This is a genomic window from Priestia sp. FSL H7-0729, from assembly GCF_038005685.1.
Lineage (GTDB): Bacteria > Bacillota > Bacilli > Paenibacillales > Paenibacillaceae > Paenibacillus.
In genome coordinates this window covers 118287-133542 of record NZ_JBBOTQ010000007.1, presented here as the reverse complement: position 1 = coordinate 133542, position 15256 = coordinate 118287, and the positions used below count along the sequence as shown (strand labels likewise).

General features: G+C 46.0%; 15 protein-coding genes. 1 reads left to right on the top strand and 14 read right to left on the bottom strand.

The genetic code is table 11. The features are described from left to right. Positions 1-161 precede the first annotated feature (161 nt). Positions 162-3218, top strand: coding sequence for a hybrid sensor histidine kinase/response regulator (locus MHH93_RS17330; protein ID WP_500055000.1), 3057 nt, complete (start codon positions 162-164; stop codon positions 3216-3218). Positions 3219-3456: 238 nt separating this feature from the next. On the opposite strand, the gene MHH93_RS17325 is transcribed toward MHH93_RS17330, so the two are convergent. The 14 genes from MHH93_RS17325 to MHH93_RS17260 form a co-directional block, all read right to left on the bottom strand. Next, positions 3457-4962: a malate:quinone oxidoreductase gene (locus tag MHH93_RS17325; RefSeq protein WP_500054999.1), complete on the bottom strand. Its 1506-nt coding sequence runs from the start codon at positions 4960-4962 to the stop codon at positions 3457-3459. A gap of 407 nt (positions 4963-5369) precedes the next feature. Next, positions 5370-6383 (bottom strand): ABC transporter ATP-binding protein, encoded by a 1014-nt coding sequence (locus tag MHH93_RS17320; RefSeq protein ID WP_500054998.1) that lies wholly within the window; start codon positions 6381-6383, stop codon positions 5370-5372. Beyond that, complete coding sequence (locus tag MHH93_RS17315; protein WP_500054997.1) at positions 6380-7180, bottom strand: ABC transporter ATP-binding protein; 801 nt, start codon at positions 7178-7180, stop codon at positions 6380-6382. The genes MHH93_RS17320 and MHH93_RS17315 overlap by 4 nt, the downstream gene beginning before the upstream one ends. After that, a complete protein-coding gene (gene nikC, locus MHH93_RS17310; protein WP_500054996.1) occupies positions 7177-8031 on the bottom strand; it encodes a nickel transporter permease in 855 nt (284 codons plus the stop codon). The genes MHH93_RS17315 and nikC overlap by 4 nt, the downstream gene beginning before the upstream one ends. After that, positions 8028-8975, bottom strand: coding sequence for a nickel ABC transporter permease (gene nikB / locus MHH93_RS17305; RefSeq protein WP_500054995.1), 948 nt, complete (start codon positions 8973-8975; stop codon positions 8028-8030). Before nikB ends, nikC begins: the two co-directional genes overlap by 4 nt. Next, complete coding sequence (gene nikA, locus MHH93_RS17300; RefSeq protein WP_500054994.1) at positions 8975-10525, bottom strand: nickel ABC transporter substrate-binding protein; 1551 nt, start codon at positions 10523-10525, stop codon at positions 8975-8977. The genes nikB and nikA overlap by 1 nt, the downstream gene beginning before the upstream one ends. A gap of 237 nt (positions 10526-10762) precedes the next feature. Continuing rightward, entirely contained in the window at positions 10763-11284 is a 522-nt protein-coding gene (locus tag MHH93_RS17295) for an SUKH-4 family immunity protein (protein ID WP_500054993.1), read from the bottom strand. Positions 11285-11344: 60 nt separating this feature from the next. Beyond that, positions 11345-11842, bottom strand: coding sequence for a hypothetical protein (locus MHH93_RS17290; protein WP_440390931.1), 498 nt, complete (start codon positions 11840-11842; stop codon positions 11345-11347). 64 nt (positions 11843-11906) lie between these two features. Continuing rightward, on the bottom strand, positions 11907-12236 hold the full coding sequence (locus MHH93_RS17285; protein ID WP_440390930.1) for a hypothetical protein: 330 nt from the start codon (positions 12234-12236) through the stop codon (positions 11907-11909). Between the two features lie 28 nt (positions 12237-12264). Then, positions 12265-12747 carry a hypothetical protein gene (locus MHH93_RS17280; protein ID WP_500054992.1) on the bottom strand — a complete coding sequence of 161 codons (483 nt, stop codon included), beginning with the start codon at positions 12745-12747 and terminating at the stop codon, positions 12265-12267. A gap of 117 nt (positions 12748-12864) precedes the next feature. Then, positions 12865-13269 (bottom strand): hypothetical protein, encoded by a 405-nt coding sequence (locus MHH93_RS17275; protein ID WP_500054991.1) that lies wholly within the window; start codon positions 13267-13269, stop codon positions 12865-12867. 33 nt (positions 13270-13302) lie between these two features. Further along, entirely contained in the window at positions 13303-13578 is a 276-nt protein-coding gene (locus MHH93_RS17270) for a hypothetical protein (protein ID WP_500054990.1), read from the bottom strand. Between the two features lie 157 nt (positions 13579-13735). After that, positions 13736-14203: a hypothetical protein gene (locus tag MHH93_RS17265; protein ID WP_500054989.1), complete on the bottom strand. Its 468-nt coding sequence runs from the start codon at positions 14201-14203 to the stop codon at positions 13736-13738. 55 nt (positions 14204-14258) lie between these two features. Continuing rightward, on the bottom strand, positions 14259-14747 hold the full coding sequence (locus MHH93_RS17260; RefSeq protein ID WP_500054988.1) for a hypothetical protein: 489 nt from the start codon (positions 14745-14747) through the stop codon (positions 14259-14261). Between the last annotated feature and the right edge of the window lie 509 nt (positions 14748-15256).

Here is a 15256-nt window from a genome sequence, read left to right as displayed (position 1 = left end):
AAATTCTGATGTGGTACCGCTATCATTTGAATATAGAATCTATGTTCCGGTATTCAAAAAAATGTTCTTCATTACCAGACGGCGTGCAGGAATTTGGAGTAAACTGTCGAAAACTAAAATCTGCCATGAAACCATTAATCTATAAAAAGATACCCCGGTATGTGCTACTGTCGCTTCTATTCCTGACTATTTTGCTTGGCTTTCGCTGGTTATGGTCCGAGTCTTTCACTATACCCGCACATCCTGAACCCGCAGAAGGCGTGTTGGACCTTCGAGGCTGGGACTTCGCCAACGCTTCACCGATATCGCTTGATGGAGAATGGGAATTTTATCCTGAGGCGTTAATCTCTAATCATGACGTTAGAACAGTGGATAACCCCTCCACGCGCATTCAAGTTCCTGGTGACTGGAGAGCTGCGTTGCCCCAATCCTCATCATCATTCGGATATGGAACGTACCGTCTTCGCATCCTTTTAGACCCATCCGTGACGGAGGTCTCTCTCTGGGCTCAGAAAATCCAGACTTCATCCATTATCGAGATGAATGGGACCGTTGTTGCCGAATTTGGTCAACCCGCCACCCATGCCGAAGCCTATCGACCGGAAAGGACTGCATTTACGACTTCCTATGCGCTTGACGGTTCCACCGAACTGAATCTTTTAGTGCAGACAGCCAATTATGACGATCCTTACAGCGGAGGGATCACGCGCTCTCTCTATTTTGGTTCTCCAGAAGCCATTGGAAGTGAACGTGGATTATCTATTGATCTGCAAAAGATTACGTTCGCCATACTGCTGCTGCACAGCCTATATGCCTTTGTCATGTTTCTGTTTATCCGGAAGGAACGCGCTCTGCTGACGTTCTCGATGTTAACGCTGGCAGCAGCCCTAACAGTCGCCTCCGACCACGACAACCTTTTATTGAGCTGGATTCCACTCAACTTCACTTGGATCGTTAAGGCTAAAGCGTTGTCCTATCCATTATTTGCATTCTTTCTTCTACAGATGGCCAGAAGCTTCTCCCATAGTCTACAAGGACGTAGATTATTCCGAGCCTATGCCAGCGTGCTTGGTATCTACTTTGTATTTCTATTGATTGCACCGGTGACCCTTGTCTACCATGTGCTGGAGACAGGACTTTCTAATTTCCTATACCTATTTGCTATCGGCTGGTCGGTGTACCTGTTCTTCCGCATGGCTGCCGAGAGGCGAAGGGACGCCAGCTTTTTGTTATTTGCGGCAACCAGCAGCTTATCCAGCGTACTATGGGGAATTGTGAACTCACTTAGCGAAATTACCAATGTATATTATCCAATAGATGTTATTGCGGCCATATTTGGCTTTGCCGCGTATTGGTTCAGGAAATACTTCCGTAATTCAAGCGAAATTGAGAAGTTGTACGAACAACTCAAAGAGGAGGATCGACAGAAAGATCAGTTTCTGGTGAATACAGCTCATGAGCTTCGCACACCGCTGCATGGCATCATCAACATAGCCGAGAGTATCGCGGTCCGTGAACGGCGTACATCAGGTGATCAGCAGCAGGCAGAAGACATGAAACTGTTAGTTACCATCGGCCGACGCATGTCCCAACTCGTTGATGATCTCCTTGACGTGATTCGCCTGAAGGAAAAACGTATTAAGCTTCAGAAGAAACCATTATCTCTTGCATCTGTCATTCCAGGTGTAATGGGTATGTTCCGATTCATGGCGGAGGGTAGGCCGATCCAAATGAAGGTGGATATTCCAGATTCACTGCCGCTGATTCAGGCCGATGAGAGAAGACTTGTTCAGGTACTCTACAACCTGTTGCATAATGCACTCAAATTTACCGATGAAGGTACAATTACCGTGTCCGTTCGGGAACATGGAGAGTACGTCTTGATTCAAGTTTCGGATACAGGTGTTGGCATAAGTGAGGAGATACAACAGCGCATATTCGAGGCGTATGAACAGGGAACTCCAGAAGCTCGCTTAAGTGGGGGAATCGGCCTCGGTCTAAATATCAGCAGGCAGCTCATCGAACTCCATGGGGGCCAGCTCACCGTGCAATCTGTACCTGGGCAAGGATCAATCTTCCAGATCTCGCTTCCACAGGAAGATGCCGCATCGCTGGTTGACCAGACTGAACAGCGATGGGAGGCTCACAGCTTTGATGAAATCGCGATTGCAGAGCCGCAGCAGCAGACCCTATCTCAGGACAAGACTGCCGCCCGTATTCTTGCTGTCGATGATGATCCTGTGAACCTGCGAGTGCTAATCTCCATGCTGGCGAATGAACCCTATCACATTCAACCTGCGTCCTCCGCGCTTGAGGCCCTTGCGTTACTAGATATGGAGCCTTGGGACTTACTGATTGCTGATGTCATGATGCCTCATATGTCGGGCTATGAATTGACTGAGAACGTGCGCAAGCGATATTCGGTATCAGAGCTTCCGATTCTCTTGTTGACGGCCCGTAATGAGCCAGCCGATGTGTACGCCGGATTCATGGCCGGCGCTACGGATTATGTCACCAAGCCCGTTGATGCCGTTGAGTTGAGGCACCGCATTTCATCCCTAATTGTGCTGAAACAATCTATCGATGAGCGGCTGCGCATGGAAGCTGCTTACTTACAGGCACAGATCCAGCCCCATTTTCTTTTTAATACGCTCAATTCCATCATGGTGCTTAGTGAAATGGACACGGAGCGCATGCAGAAACTGGGCGATGCTTTTATCGAGTATCTTCAGACCAGCTTTCATTTTGTCAATTCGGAGAAAATGGTTGAGGTCTCACATGAGCTGGATCTTTCACGTGCCTATCTCTATATTGAGAAAGAACGATTCATGCATCGGTTGAACGTTATCTGGGATATCCCCGATGATCTGGATCTATCCTTGCCGCCACTCACCATTCAACCGCTCATTGAGAATGCAGTACGACATGGTATCCTCAGCAAAGTTGAGGGTGGAACCGTGCATATCCGGATTATCAAGCAAACAACGGGTACCTTAATCGAGATCGAGGATGATGGTGTAGGAATGCAGCCTGAGCAGATTGAACGAGCACTTGCTTGGCCCAAGAAAGGTCCCGGCGGAACTGGCGGCATTGGATTAACCAATACACATCGCCGGTTGACTCAGATGTACGGACAGGGCTTAAGCATCGTCAGCTCACCGGGCCAAGGTACGAAAGTTTCCTTTGTCATCCCTTTGGACCGCAACACAGGAGTCTGAGCGAAAGATAGTTTTATAACGCTATAACGGGCATTCAGTATAGTCCGTATCCGTATGCTTCGTATAAAGTCTAAGGTGAACGCGATAGTGAAGGATATATTCATGCCCATGTTCGGGTTCAGGTTCAGCTCCAAGTTCAGTCATATTAATATAAAACGAAAAGAGAGCTAAGCACGGGCTTCATCCCGGCTTAGCTCTTTTTGGGCTTAATCATTATCTAACACGATTAGATTAATCGCTATACGTGAAGGACATGTTTTTCATCCGATAACCCCAGCGCTTTGGCTGTTGAAGAATGAACCTCTTTGAGCAGATCCAGATTCTCCACAAGGGATATGCCGTAGGAAGGAATCATTTCCTTGATCTTCGGCTCCCATGCCTCCATATGCTGCGGGAAGCAACGCTGAAGAATCTCAAGCATGACCTGAACCGCGGTGGACGCACCTGGTGATGCACCCAGCAAAGCCGCAATTGTTCCATCTGCAGATGTTACTACTTCCGTACCAAATTGGAGCGTACCCTTGCCACCTTGGACGGTATCCTTGATGACCTGCACACGCTGCCCTGCCAGAACCATATCCCAATCCTCGCTCTTCGCACCCGGAACAAAGTCACGCAATTCTGCCATACGTTGTTCTTTGGATAACATCAGTTGTTGGATCAGATACTTGGTCAAAGAGATTTCTTTGACACCTGCTGCGAGCATCGTAAGCAGATTATGCATTTTAACCGACGTGATTAAGTCGGCATTGGAACCCGTCTTCAGGAACTTCGGCGAGAACCCGGCAAACGGTCCGAATAACAGTGACTTCTTATTGTCGATAAATCGAGTATCGAGATGTGGAACCGACATCGGCGGAGCTCCTACCGAAGCCTTGCCGTATACTTTGGCGTGATGCTGTTCCACGACTTTTGGATTTTTGCACACCATAAAGATCCCACTGACCGGGAATCCGCCGATATGTTTACCTTCCGGAATGCCCGTCTTCTGGAGCAAATGCAGACTTCCGCCGCCCGCGCCGATAAAGACGAATTTTGCCTTATGGCGTTCGACTGCACCACTCTTCAGGTTTTTCACGGATAATTCCCATTGTCCATCGCTGGTACGTTTCATATTCTTCACGCTATGTTGGTAGTGGATCGCCACCTGTTGTTCCTTTAAATGTCCGATTAGCATACGCGTTAAAGCACCAAAGTTAACGTCCGTACCGGAGTCAATTTTGGTCGCCGCAACAGGTTCATTACTTGTACGATCTTTCATCATCAGCGGCATCCATTTCGCCAGCTCTTTCTTGTCATCCGAGAATTCCATGCCTGCGAACAGCGGGTGATTCGATAAAGAGTCATAACGTCTTTTCAAAAACTGGACGTTGCTCTCTCCGTGTACATAACTCAAATGAGGAATCGGCATAATGAAGTCCCGCGGATTACGAATCAGACGGCTATTGACGAGATAGGACCAAAATTGCTTTGAGATCTGAAATTGTTCATTCACTTTAATCGCTTTGCTAATATCTACGGTTCCGTCTGGTCGTTCAACGGTATAGTTAAGTTCGCACAATGCAGCATGCCCGGTTCCGGCATTATTCCATTCATTGGAGCTTTCCTCTCCTGCAGTGGCTAGCTTTTCGAAAACCTTAATATTCCAGTCTGGTGCCAATTCTTTTAGCAAAGTTCCCAAAGTTGCACTCATAATTCCGGCACCAATCAAGATCACATCTGTACTCGTTTGTCCCTGGCTCATGTCTACCGTCCTTATATCCTATATTTGCCAAAAGGATGTAAGCGTTATCGATTTGGCATTTGCAGCAAGCCCATTCTTGAACGGGGTCGCACCTTCTCTGAATGAATATACCTTGATCTAGTGTATCAATAATATAGAGCAATTTAAATATGCAATTTCAAGATATTTGCTATTCCATCAGTATACGCTAGTTTACATCGGAACGTTAGCCCGGTTATAGGCCTGAAAGATTTATTTGTTCAAAACAAAGAAAGGAGCCCGGTTTTAGTAGGACTTGGCACATAAAATCTTCTATAGCCTTATTTAGTCTTGAAAATGGATGCACCAAAAGCCGCTTACGAATCGCTTCGCATGGCGGCTATATATTTTAGATTAACCCTTACCACCCCCGGCGTTTCCGGGAGTACTCAGAAAATCGAAATCAGTTCCTTTGTATACGGATGGCGTTCTTCAGCGAACAACGCATCTGCGCCAAAGCGGTCAACGATCTGGCCTTCCCGCATGACAATGATGCGCTGACTCATGCGATGTACCGCGGCCAAATCATGCGAGATGAACACGTATGACAGACCGAGCGCTGTCCGCAGATCGGTGAGCAACTGCAGAACGGCACCTTGCGAGATCACATCCAGGCTGGCCGTCGGCTCATCCAGAACAACAACGTCCGGTTCAATGCCAATGGCACGCGCGATCGTGACCCGTTGACGCTGTCCACCACTTAGCTCGTGCGGATAACGTCCAGCTATATCGCTAGGAAGCTCGACCGCTTCAAGCAGCTTTTGCACGTAAGCATCCTTTGACGTGTAGGTAAAGTGGGACAGTTCTGCGTCCCGTCCAAGTTGTTCGTACGGATCGATTAGCGAGTCGGCAATCTTGAGCTTTGGATTCAGTGCAGCCATTGGGTTCTGAAATACAATCTGAATCTTTCGCCGATGAGGTCGCAACCGTCGACCGCTCAGCCGCGCGATATCCTGTCCGCCCAGTGTAATTGAGCCTGTATCTGCATCTTCAATCCGCAGCAGACAGCGGGCGAGCGTACTCTTGCCGCACCCGCTCTCGCCAACTAGGCCAAGGCACTCGCCGCGGTTCAGGGTAAAGGAGATATCATTCACAGCGGGTCGGTCTGCACCTGAATACGTTCGGCTGAGATGCTCCACCTGAAGCACGGGGTCTGCGGAGATGCTGAATGATGAAGAAGTCTTTGCAATGGATCTCTCTATCTCCACATCTATATCGGCATGATCTGTATCTGTGGCATTTGTGACTGCATGATCTGCAACGGCAGTATCTATAACTACATTGTCTGTATCTGCATGGTCTATCTCTGTATGGTTTGCGCCTGTAGCAAGGTCATGGCTTCGCTCAACCGACTCTTCGGATTGCACGAGTCCACGGCGTTCTTCATCTGTATTCGTCTTCATTCTATTCCCGCCTCCTTCAATCCCGACTTCAGTGAGCGGCTCAGAACGGGAGCTGCCTCGATTAACTGACGCGTATATTCATGCTGGGGATGGTCAAGAATGCGATGCTTGCCGCCCGATTCGACGATCTGCCCTTCCTTCATAACAGCCAAACGACTGGCATAGCGACGTACATGGCGCCAGTCGTGCGTGATAAACAGAATTGCACAGCCCGTCTCTGCTTGCTTGCGTGCCAGCAACTCCAACACGCGATGCCCGGATACACTATCGAGCGCCGTCGTGGCTTCATCTGCGATCAGCAGACGAGGAGAGAGCATTAGCGATGTGGCAATGGAGGCCCGCTGAAGCTGTCCACCGCTCAATTGGAATGGGTAGCGGCGCAGTAATTCAGCGCCAAGGCCAACCGATTCCAATGCTTCTTCCGCCCGCTTCTTGCGGGTGGCAGAAGACTTCTCCCCATGAACCTTCTGGTATTCATCAAAGTGTCCGCCAATGCTGCGAAATGGCGTAAACGCTCCTTGGTAGTCTTGAAAAATATACGAGATGCGGCTTCCCCGCAGGGCGCGCATCTCCTTTGGCTTCCGTTCGAGCAGGTTGCTGCCTTCGAACATGACTCGCCCCGACGCATGCAGGTTGGGCGGCAGCAGACGACCAATGGCTTGCGAGAGCAGGCTTTTGCCGCTACCGCTCTGTCCAACGAGTGCCATGAATTCACCTTCGCGAACAGCCAGAGAGACTCGATCTACAATAGTCCGATCCCGGCTGGAGATGCTCAGTTCCTCAATGGAGAGAATCACGGCTGCACCTCCTTCTTCACATCAAAGCGGTCTCGCAGATAGTCGCCCAGCATGTTGGCAAGCAGGACTACCGAGACAATAGCGAGGCCCGGATAGATCATTAGCTCCGGCCGTGACTGGAAGTAAGGCCGTGAGTCATTCAGCATCGCTCCCCATTCAGGTGTTGGCGGTTGTGCACCTAGGCCGATGTAGGACAATGATGAGATGAGCAGGATGATTTTGCCCAGATCAAGACTGGCCAGCACGAGCACATGCCCTGCGATATGTGGAAGCAGATGTTTTCTCATGATACGACCGTCCGAAAGTCCATTGGTCCGGGCGATGCGAATGTAATCCTTTTGGGACTCCGATAAAACCGTACTCCGAACGAGACGTGCATAACTAACCCACTTCACGATCACGATCGCCAACACCAGATTGCCGATTCCGGCCCCTAGCAGGCCACTTAGCACAATCGCGACAATGGTATCGGGAAAAGCAAGAAAGGCATCCGCGATCCGCATGAACAGCTTGTCGACCCAGCCGCGTTTGTATCCTGCGATCAAGCCAAACGGAATGCCAATCAGCAGTGCAGCACCGAGTGCCTGTAAGCTATAACCTAGCGTTTGACCGCCGCCAAGCAGCAGACGTGTCAGCACATCGCGGCCCAGGTGGTCGGTACCGAACGGATGGAGAGCACTTGCGCCCTGCAATCGTCCGCGCAGATCGGTTAAGGTATGATCATGCTTTAAGTATAAAAAGGCATATAAGGAGGCCGCGATGACCAGCAGTACAAACAGCAGACCAATGATCGCCTGCCAGCTATGTTTTTTAGATTTTGTAGGCGAAATGGGCAGGGAAGTGGTTTTCATCGGTGGGCCTCCTTTTCCTTGAGTTTCATTTCAGGATTCAAATAACGGTACGATAGATCAACCGCCGTATTCACGATGAATACCACGATAGCCATGATCAGGATGTAACCCTGAATCAGTGGATAATCACGCTGGCGGATGGCATCAACGACAAGCTTGCCGATCCCCGGATAAGCGAACAACACTTCAATCACGACGACTCCGCCAATCAGGCTGCCGAGACTGACCCCAAATACCGTAATGACAGGCGGCAAACTGTGGCGAAACGCATGAAGCATGAAGATCCGACCCTCCGACAACCCTCTTGCCCGGGCGGAACGGACGAATTCCTGACTCAGTGAATCTAATAGGCTGGAACGCAAAAGACGCACATAAACGCTGGAGATGGCAAGTCCCAGCGTCAAAGATGGCAGAATAAGCGATGTGAATCCATCCCGGCCCATGGTCGGCAGATTGCCAAAGCGTACGCCGAACATGTCGATCAGGATCAGACCCAGCCAGAAACTCGGCACCGCCGCCCCCACAATGGAGAGCATGCGGCTGCCGCGGTCAATCCAACTGCCACGATGGAGCGCTGATAGCGAGCCGAGCGGGATCGCTATAACGAGCATGACCAGCAGTGCACCTATCGTCAGTTCAGCCGTAGCTGGCAGCGCACGCATCAGGGTCTGCATGACAGGCTGGCCTGTCGAATACGATACGCCGAAGTCGAGTCGAACGAAATCGAGCAACCATTTGCCAAACTGGACAGGAAGCGAATCGTTGAAGCCCATTTCTTCGCGTACAGCTTCGACCTGCTCCTGACTAACGGACAGTTCGTCCACATTCAGGATCGTCAGTACGGGATCACCGGGAGCCAGACGAATGAACAGGAAACTCACAAACATAATGAACAACAGAAAGATAAATACCTCAAGGAACTTTCGAAGCAAAATGCGAAACATTACATCACATCCAGCTTATTGGTAATCATGTAATATTCACTGCGGGTGGTAACCCAGTTTTTGATCTTCTTGCCGTTGTAGGCAACAATCGTACCTGGATGCAGAACGAATGAGTTCAGCACGTTGTCATGCACGTAGTTGGCTGCCTTCTCGGCAAGCTCTGCGCGCTTCTCCGGTGCAACTGTGAGATTCAGTTCGTCGATAATCTTGGTCAGCTCCGGGTCTTCCGATCCACTGAAGTTAAGCGCACCCTTCGGATGGTATGTCGCATTCAGGTAATAACCAGCATCCCCACGTGGAGCCGTCAAATTGCTGTACGTTGCAATATCCCAGTCACGGTTGGATGCCATATAATCTTCCGGCGTGTCAATCTGGCGAATCTGCACGTCGATCCCGATCTTCTTCGCATCAGATTGGAACACTTGAGCGATCAGCGGCAGATCCGCACGGGCTGAATATGTCAGCAGCGTCAGCTGCAGTGGTTTGCCATCCTTGGTCATCACGCCGTCTTGCAGGGTGTACCCTGCTTCGCCCAGATATTTTACAGCCACATCAGCTCCAGATTCCGTTGCTGTATCCGTATAGGTTGGCGCAAATGGCAACGATGGCAGGAACGGTCCGATAGCAGCTTCACCGTAGCCGAGCAGGATCGTGTCCACGATACCCTGACGGTCAATCAGCGCGTCCAGCGCACGACGGACATTGAGGTCCTTCATACTCTCCCGCTGCATGTTCATCGTTAGCTGATGCACGCGGAATGTCGATGTGGACTCAACCTTCATGCCGTCCATCGCTTTGAGCGATTCGAGGCTTTCGACTTCAGGACGGTATACGATATCTACCTGCCCAGATTTGAGCGCTAGTGTGCGGGCATTGGCATCCTCATTGAATGAGAACGTGATGGAATCCAGAGGCGATGCTCCGTCCCAATATTCATCATAGCGATCCAGTTGCAGCTTGCTACCTGGGGTAAAAGAGGTCAGCTTGAACGGGCCCGTACCAATCGGCTTGTTCACAATGTCCGGCTCACTCACGTCGATAATCGCCGTGTTCGGATTCACCAGCTCGGAAGCAAACTCCGGGAACGGCTGAGTTGTAGTGATCTCCAGCTTGTCGCCCTCAGCTTCAATCGTATCGATCTTCAGTGCGTTCTGGATGGCTACATTCTCTTCCAGTGCACGTTCAAGGGATGCCTTAACGGATTCACCCGTCATTGGCTTGCCATTCTGGAAGGTCACATCATCTCGCAGGTCAATCGTCCAATGCTGTCCGTCTTCGCTCTCCCAGCTCTCGGCGAGCCATGGGGCAACCGTCAGATTCTCCTCATCGAGACGCACCAAAGTCTCCGTAATGCCCGCGCGCAGCGGTACATAGCTGGAATCGACATGCGGATCTAGCGAACTCGTGGAGAAGTTATATAGGAAGTGAACATTTTTATTATCGGTGGATGGTTGCGCAGCGGGACTGGACTCAGATGATCCGCAGGCGCTCAACAGTCCAGCGCTCAAGGCCAAGGAGACCAGCGCTAGCAGTGGCGTCTTTTTATTCAAGGTAATGCCCCTCTCTCTTAATCGTAATCATTATGATCTAAACAATGAGTATTATCATATCGTAATGATTACGTTTTGACAAGAGTTATATTGGTGTTAGAACGAGAAAAAATCCGACTCTCGGATGAGAGCGGATTCTTCATGTTTTTTGTTACATATGAGGGCTTTATTAGTGGGCCTTTCATTTGCATTCCGGAATTGTTTACAGGTGATACCATGCAAAATTTTCTCGAAGAGTTATAACCCAGTTTCGTAGTCTTCCAGCATATGTGACCAGTAACCTTCTTCATTCTTCATTGCTATCGGATCAATATTCTCAAAATAACCACGAAGTCCTCCGGCATACTCATCTGAGGTATATGTACCTTCCAGTCTCATTTTAGTTGCCAGCTCACTTTTAATTAGATGAAACAAAAAGAAGGTTCCCAAATTCTTGTTGAGCATATATACGTTGGACTTATCCAATGAAGACGTTGCGAAAAACATATCGCTCCCTTGTTTTAGATAGAGACCATACGAGTCACGCATACCATAACTTGCGAAGTGACCAATCTGAATATATTCCTCTCCTTCAATAACTTTCACTTGGAAAGCTTCAGATTCATAAAAGGAAAAATCATCATATTGTTCTGGAACTCCTATGTCGATTAAAAATAGAGCATTCTCTTCACTTATGCCCCAATCTTTTAGATTAGTAAAGTCATAATTAATTATTTCCGTGTCATAGTAGTCCTTTATCTCAACGATATCAAAATTCATGCTCTCACTCCTCTAACCTTTTTAATGCTTGAGCTAGAGCTATACGACTTATCTAAGAAATCACTGGTGCGACCAGGCCTCCAGTCCCTCATCACTTATATCAATTGGTGCCTGTTTAGACATGTATTCGGCATTTGCTAGAGGAAAAGCATAACCACCTGTAATAATCTCACCATGCTTTCTTCTAATGGTTCCTCCCCTTTCGATTAAAAGAATCAAAGGTTCATACAAATCGTGAAACTCCAGCGCAATTTCATTCCCGGAATCAAATAATAATAACCATTCCAAATATGCTTCACACATTCCTTTTAGGAAACCGTTTTTCAATTCCTTTAACTGAGGACATTTTTCAGTTATATCCAGATCAACGTCATATCCGAACGCACGAGAAGCGTTGAAGAAGGGATACGATGTTTTCAAATGGTATGTAGTGGTCAAGATTGCTGCTCTTCTAATATACTCCTGTAATAATGCCATGTTTGAGGGCTCATCTGTTCCACCGGAAGTACTCCAATTGATGCTGTTTATCCTTTCTATACCTTTATATAATTGATTCATTAATACCTCCCCCTATAGAGACAACTACTCAATACTAATAAATTCCCACATCAAGCTATCACCCTCAGAACATATACAGAATTGTACTTTCACTAATAAATGCGCTAGGCAATATATCTAGTAAATTTTCAATTCTACCCGTCATATAATCTAACTCACTCCCGTTTAAATGTTCCTTTGCCCACTCACTTAATCGTTTTAACTCAACCACAGCAGCTTCTAATTGGTGAAAATATATTTTAGATCCATCCCGAATCAGGATTATTCCTAATTCATGTATTGCTGCCTCCCAGTACTCATCATAAAATTCCTGAGTAGCGATATTCTCACTGAGTGTCAGCTCACTATTCCGGTCTTCCATATCACCGTTATATCTGTATAGACCTACGGACATTATTCTCCCCCCTCTGATCAACAGGATCCTATTCGATGTCGCTAATATCTTGCACTGAAATGTTGAAATGTCTCCAATACTTAAGAGGATAAGCTGAACTACCTACAACCATCTCACCTTGTCTTATGATGAAACTCCAACCTCGTTCAAAGAGTTTTAGCATTGGTTCGTAGAGGTCGAGGTATTGAATTGCTTCGTCCACTCCCTGATCTGCTGATTCGGAGACTTCTAAATAACCGCAGCAAATTAGCTTTACATAAGGATTTCCTAGTGTGTCCAGTTCTGAACAAGCTTGATATACCTCTTCATCTATAGCTTTCCCAAGAATTTTAGCCAAACTAAGTAGGGGATATTGATCTATTGAAGCATCCATCTCGTTTAATAATTGATTAACGCGTCTAAGATATTCTTTAATCAAAACATGAGAAGAAGATTCTAGTGAGCTATCTTCTGTATCCTCAAATGAAATAGACGATAATCGTTCAATAGCTTTGGTTAGTAGATGCCCCATGTATTGCTCTCCTCTCGATTAACTATTAAACCTATTAGAGTTACATACAAGGTAACGACTAAATAACGCAGCCCTGGCAACTGCGTTATCGTTTTAAAGTATGTTCTTTAATCTCAATCAGTCATATTCAATATACACGCTACTACCGTTCGTTTTGGCTAATTCTAAAAATGTTGATATCTGCTGTGCTACTTCTGGGAGAGTAGGAACAATATTTTTAACATTCTCTATTTGCTCACCAGTTACTTTACTCATATTGAAAGACTTAAATAAATGAATAGCTGAATCAAGGTCCTGTATTTCCCATGGACTTTCCTCATACCAACCTTCATGGGCATAGTATTCTTGTAGAATACCATTGTCAGTAGACTCATACTGGCACATAAGATCCAATAATGTCTCAAAATATCCAATCCATATCTTTAGAACATTCTTTTGAGTAGGGCTTTCAAAGAGAATTAATATTTCCGGATGCCCCTCGTATCCAACATAATAAAAGTCATTAACTTTTTCTTCTTTCATAGTTCATCAACGCTCCAACGCTTTTAAAGAGCATTACCCTCGCTCTACCAGAATCAACTTAGGTACTCGCTTATAATACTCATCTTCCTCTTCAAATGAGATCATATCTACACCTTCAGGAATTTTGGTACGAGAGATATGAATCCCATGAATACAAGAATCACACCATATATCTAAAAACCCTATTCTTGACCGTGTATCTCCGACATACTGAAAGTGTATATTAGAATGCCCACAATTAGGGCAATTTAGTTCATTTTCGTCCTTACCTACTAACCTCAGCCATTTACTATGTTGTGTTTTAGCCATTAAATTACCTCGTAGTATATGACTTACTATCAATTTCGAACTTTAAAGACCATTCTTCCTAAGAAACCGGTTTAATAAAAATGTACTCTGACCGATTCTATACATTAACCCGTTCGAAATGTGAAGATATCCTTTTGAAAGTGAGCTCCCAGCTTCCTTAAATCAACCCTGCCATATCCTTCTCAATAAAGTTTCCATCCAGTAAATCATAAGGCCAATCATAGATATCAGGGTTCTCTCTGCAATGCGAGTTAATGACAAGTTGACCATCAGACCGCAGAAAGATCACACCAGTTTCACTATCTGTCAATGCAATATCCTCATCTAATTTGTCTGTTAGAGTATCAATCGCTTGAAATATGATTTGTAATCCCTCTTCGGGTGAGCGTGAGAAAACGGAAATATTGATACCATAATTAATATTTAAATTCCACTCTTTTCTTGTAAAACCCACTAACTCATCATCGTCTTGTACGATAACTGAGAAGTTAGGATTGGCAATCGTGTAATAACCATTCCTCGATTTCATAAGAGTCTCCTGAGAAAAATCTTTTAGAGAACTCAATAGTAAATCTGCTAATTGCTTCGTGTCTTTTTTATAAAATAGATACAATGCTAAATCCATACTATTCCCTCCGGGAACCATATAAAAAATGTAGACGGAATCTAGGTTACAATTTTCAAATCATTTTCGGATCTTTATAGCACCAATCAGAGTCATAAGTCTCTGAATATATCTTTTGTATGTCTTCCCAAGTGTAGACCCAATCGTAATCAGACACCCAAAAATAGTCGGATCTATTAAGATTCAGATATTCATAAACGAAACGAAGAATGACCTCTTCTGCTCCAAACACTTCTTCTATTGTACCTACTCGAATGAGTTCGTGCTCAGGATCTAAATCAAGATCTTCATAGTCACCGAATATTACACTCTTATTTTCCTTTGACTTCACATACATAATGAATTGATGATTATTATCGTCGCTGTTGTAGGAATGAGCCAGAATGTTCAACGTTGTAGAAGAGAATTTTCCATTTTTAAGGTTTTTATGATTATCAAAAATAATCCGGTTGTCGGAGTTAAATGCTGCAGTCATAGTGTCAGACAAAAACTTTTCTGGCGTATACTTTTCACGCTCCGTTAAGAAAAATGCAGTGGTTCCCATTAGTTATCCTCTTCTTTATTAGTTTAAGGACTCTAGAACTGCTATGAACGGAGGATGTCTCGTTTCTCGGTTTTGTAACAAACTTGGTTTACGAAATCTTAAACTCGTCTGCAGTTCAATTACAGGTGCTTCCGCCCTGACTTCTTTAAGCAAATCTTTTACCCAAAGGGGGCACAAGGGTACTCTACAACCCAACATCTTTATAACAGAATCAATATCGAACTCGCGTCCATCTAAATTATTCGAATTTAACATTCCCCGGTAAAGATATTCGTCTGTAGAATTTAAAGATTTACCCCGCTCCTCAATCGGAGTAATTATGAATTTACTGTTTTCACCCAATACTTCGTTATGATAGGTGGATAATTCATCTACAGTTTTTAGTAAGTATTCCTTAAAAGAATCTAATTCCATATATGTTATCAACATGCCTACTCCGTTAATTTAAATTCAGTACTTGTCTTTAAGATATAATTTAAAATTCATTCTCCCACAATAGCTTCTAACCA

Bases quoted from the DNA above. Each gene is read 5' to 3' on its own strand.
- MHH93_RS17325 (WP_500054999.1), bottom strand. From the start codon at position 4,962: ATGAGCCAGGGACAAACGAGTACAGATGTGATCTTGATTGGTGCCGGA.
- MHH93_RS17320 (WP_500054998.1), bottom strand. From the start codon at position 6,383: ATGAAGACGAATACAGATGAAGAACGCCGTGGACTCGTGCAATCCGAA.
- nikC (WP_500054996.1), bottom strand. From the start codon at position 8,031: ATGAAAACCACTTCCCTGCCCATTTCGCCTACAAAATCTAAAAAACAT.
- nikB (WP_500054995.1), bottom strand. From the start codon at position 8,975: ATGTTTCGCATTTTGCTTCGAAAGTTCCTTGAGGTATTTATCTTTCTG.
- MHH93_RS17295 (WP_500054993.1), bottom strand. From the start codon at position 11,284: ATGAATTTTGATATCGTTGAGATAAAGGACTACTATGACACGGAAATA.
- MHH93_RS17290 (WP_440390931.1), bottom strand. From the start codon at position 11,842: ATGAATCAATTATATAAAGGTATAGAAAGGATAAACAGCATCAATTGG.
- MHH93_RS17285 (WP_440390930.1), bottom strand. From the start codon at position 12,236: ATGTCCGTAGGTCTATACAGATATAACGGTGATATGGAAGACCGGAAT.
- MHH93_RS17280 (WP_500054992.1), bottom strand. From the start codon at position 12,747: ATGGGGCATCTACTAACCAAAGCTATTGAACGATTATCGTCTATTTCA.
- MHH93_RS17275 (WP_500054991.1), bottom strand. From the start codon at position 13,269: ATGAAAGAAGAAAAAGTTAATGACTTTTATTATGTTGGATACGAGGGG.
- MHH93_RS17270 (WP_500054990.1), bottom strand. From the start codon at position 13,578: ATGGCTAAAACACAACATAGTAAATGGCTGAGGTTAGTAGGTAAGGAC.
- MHH93_RS17265 (WP_500054989.1), bottom strand. From the start codon at position 14,203: ATGGATTTAGCATTGTATCTATTTTATAAAAAAGACACGAAGCAATTA.
- MHH93_RS17260 (WP_500054988.1), bottom strand. From the start codon at position 14,747: ATGGGAACCACTGCATTTTTCTTAACGGAGCGTGAAAAGTATACGCCA.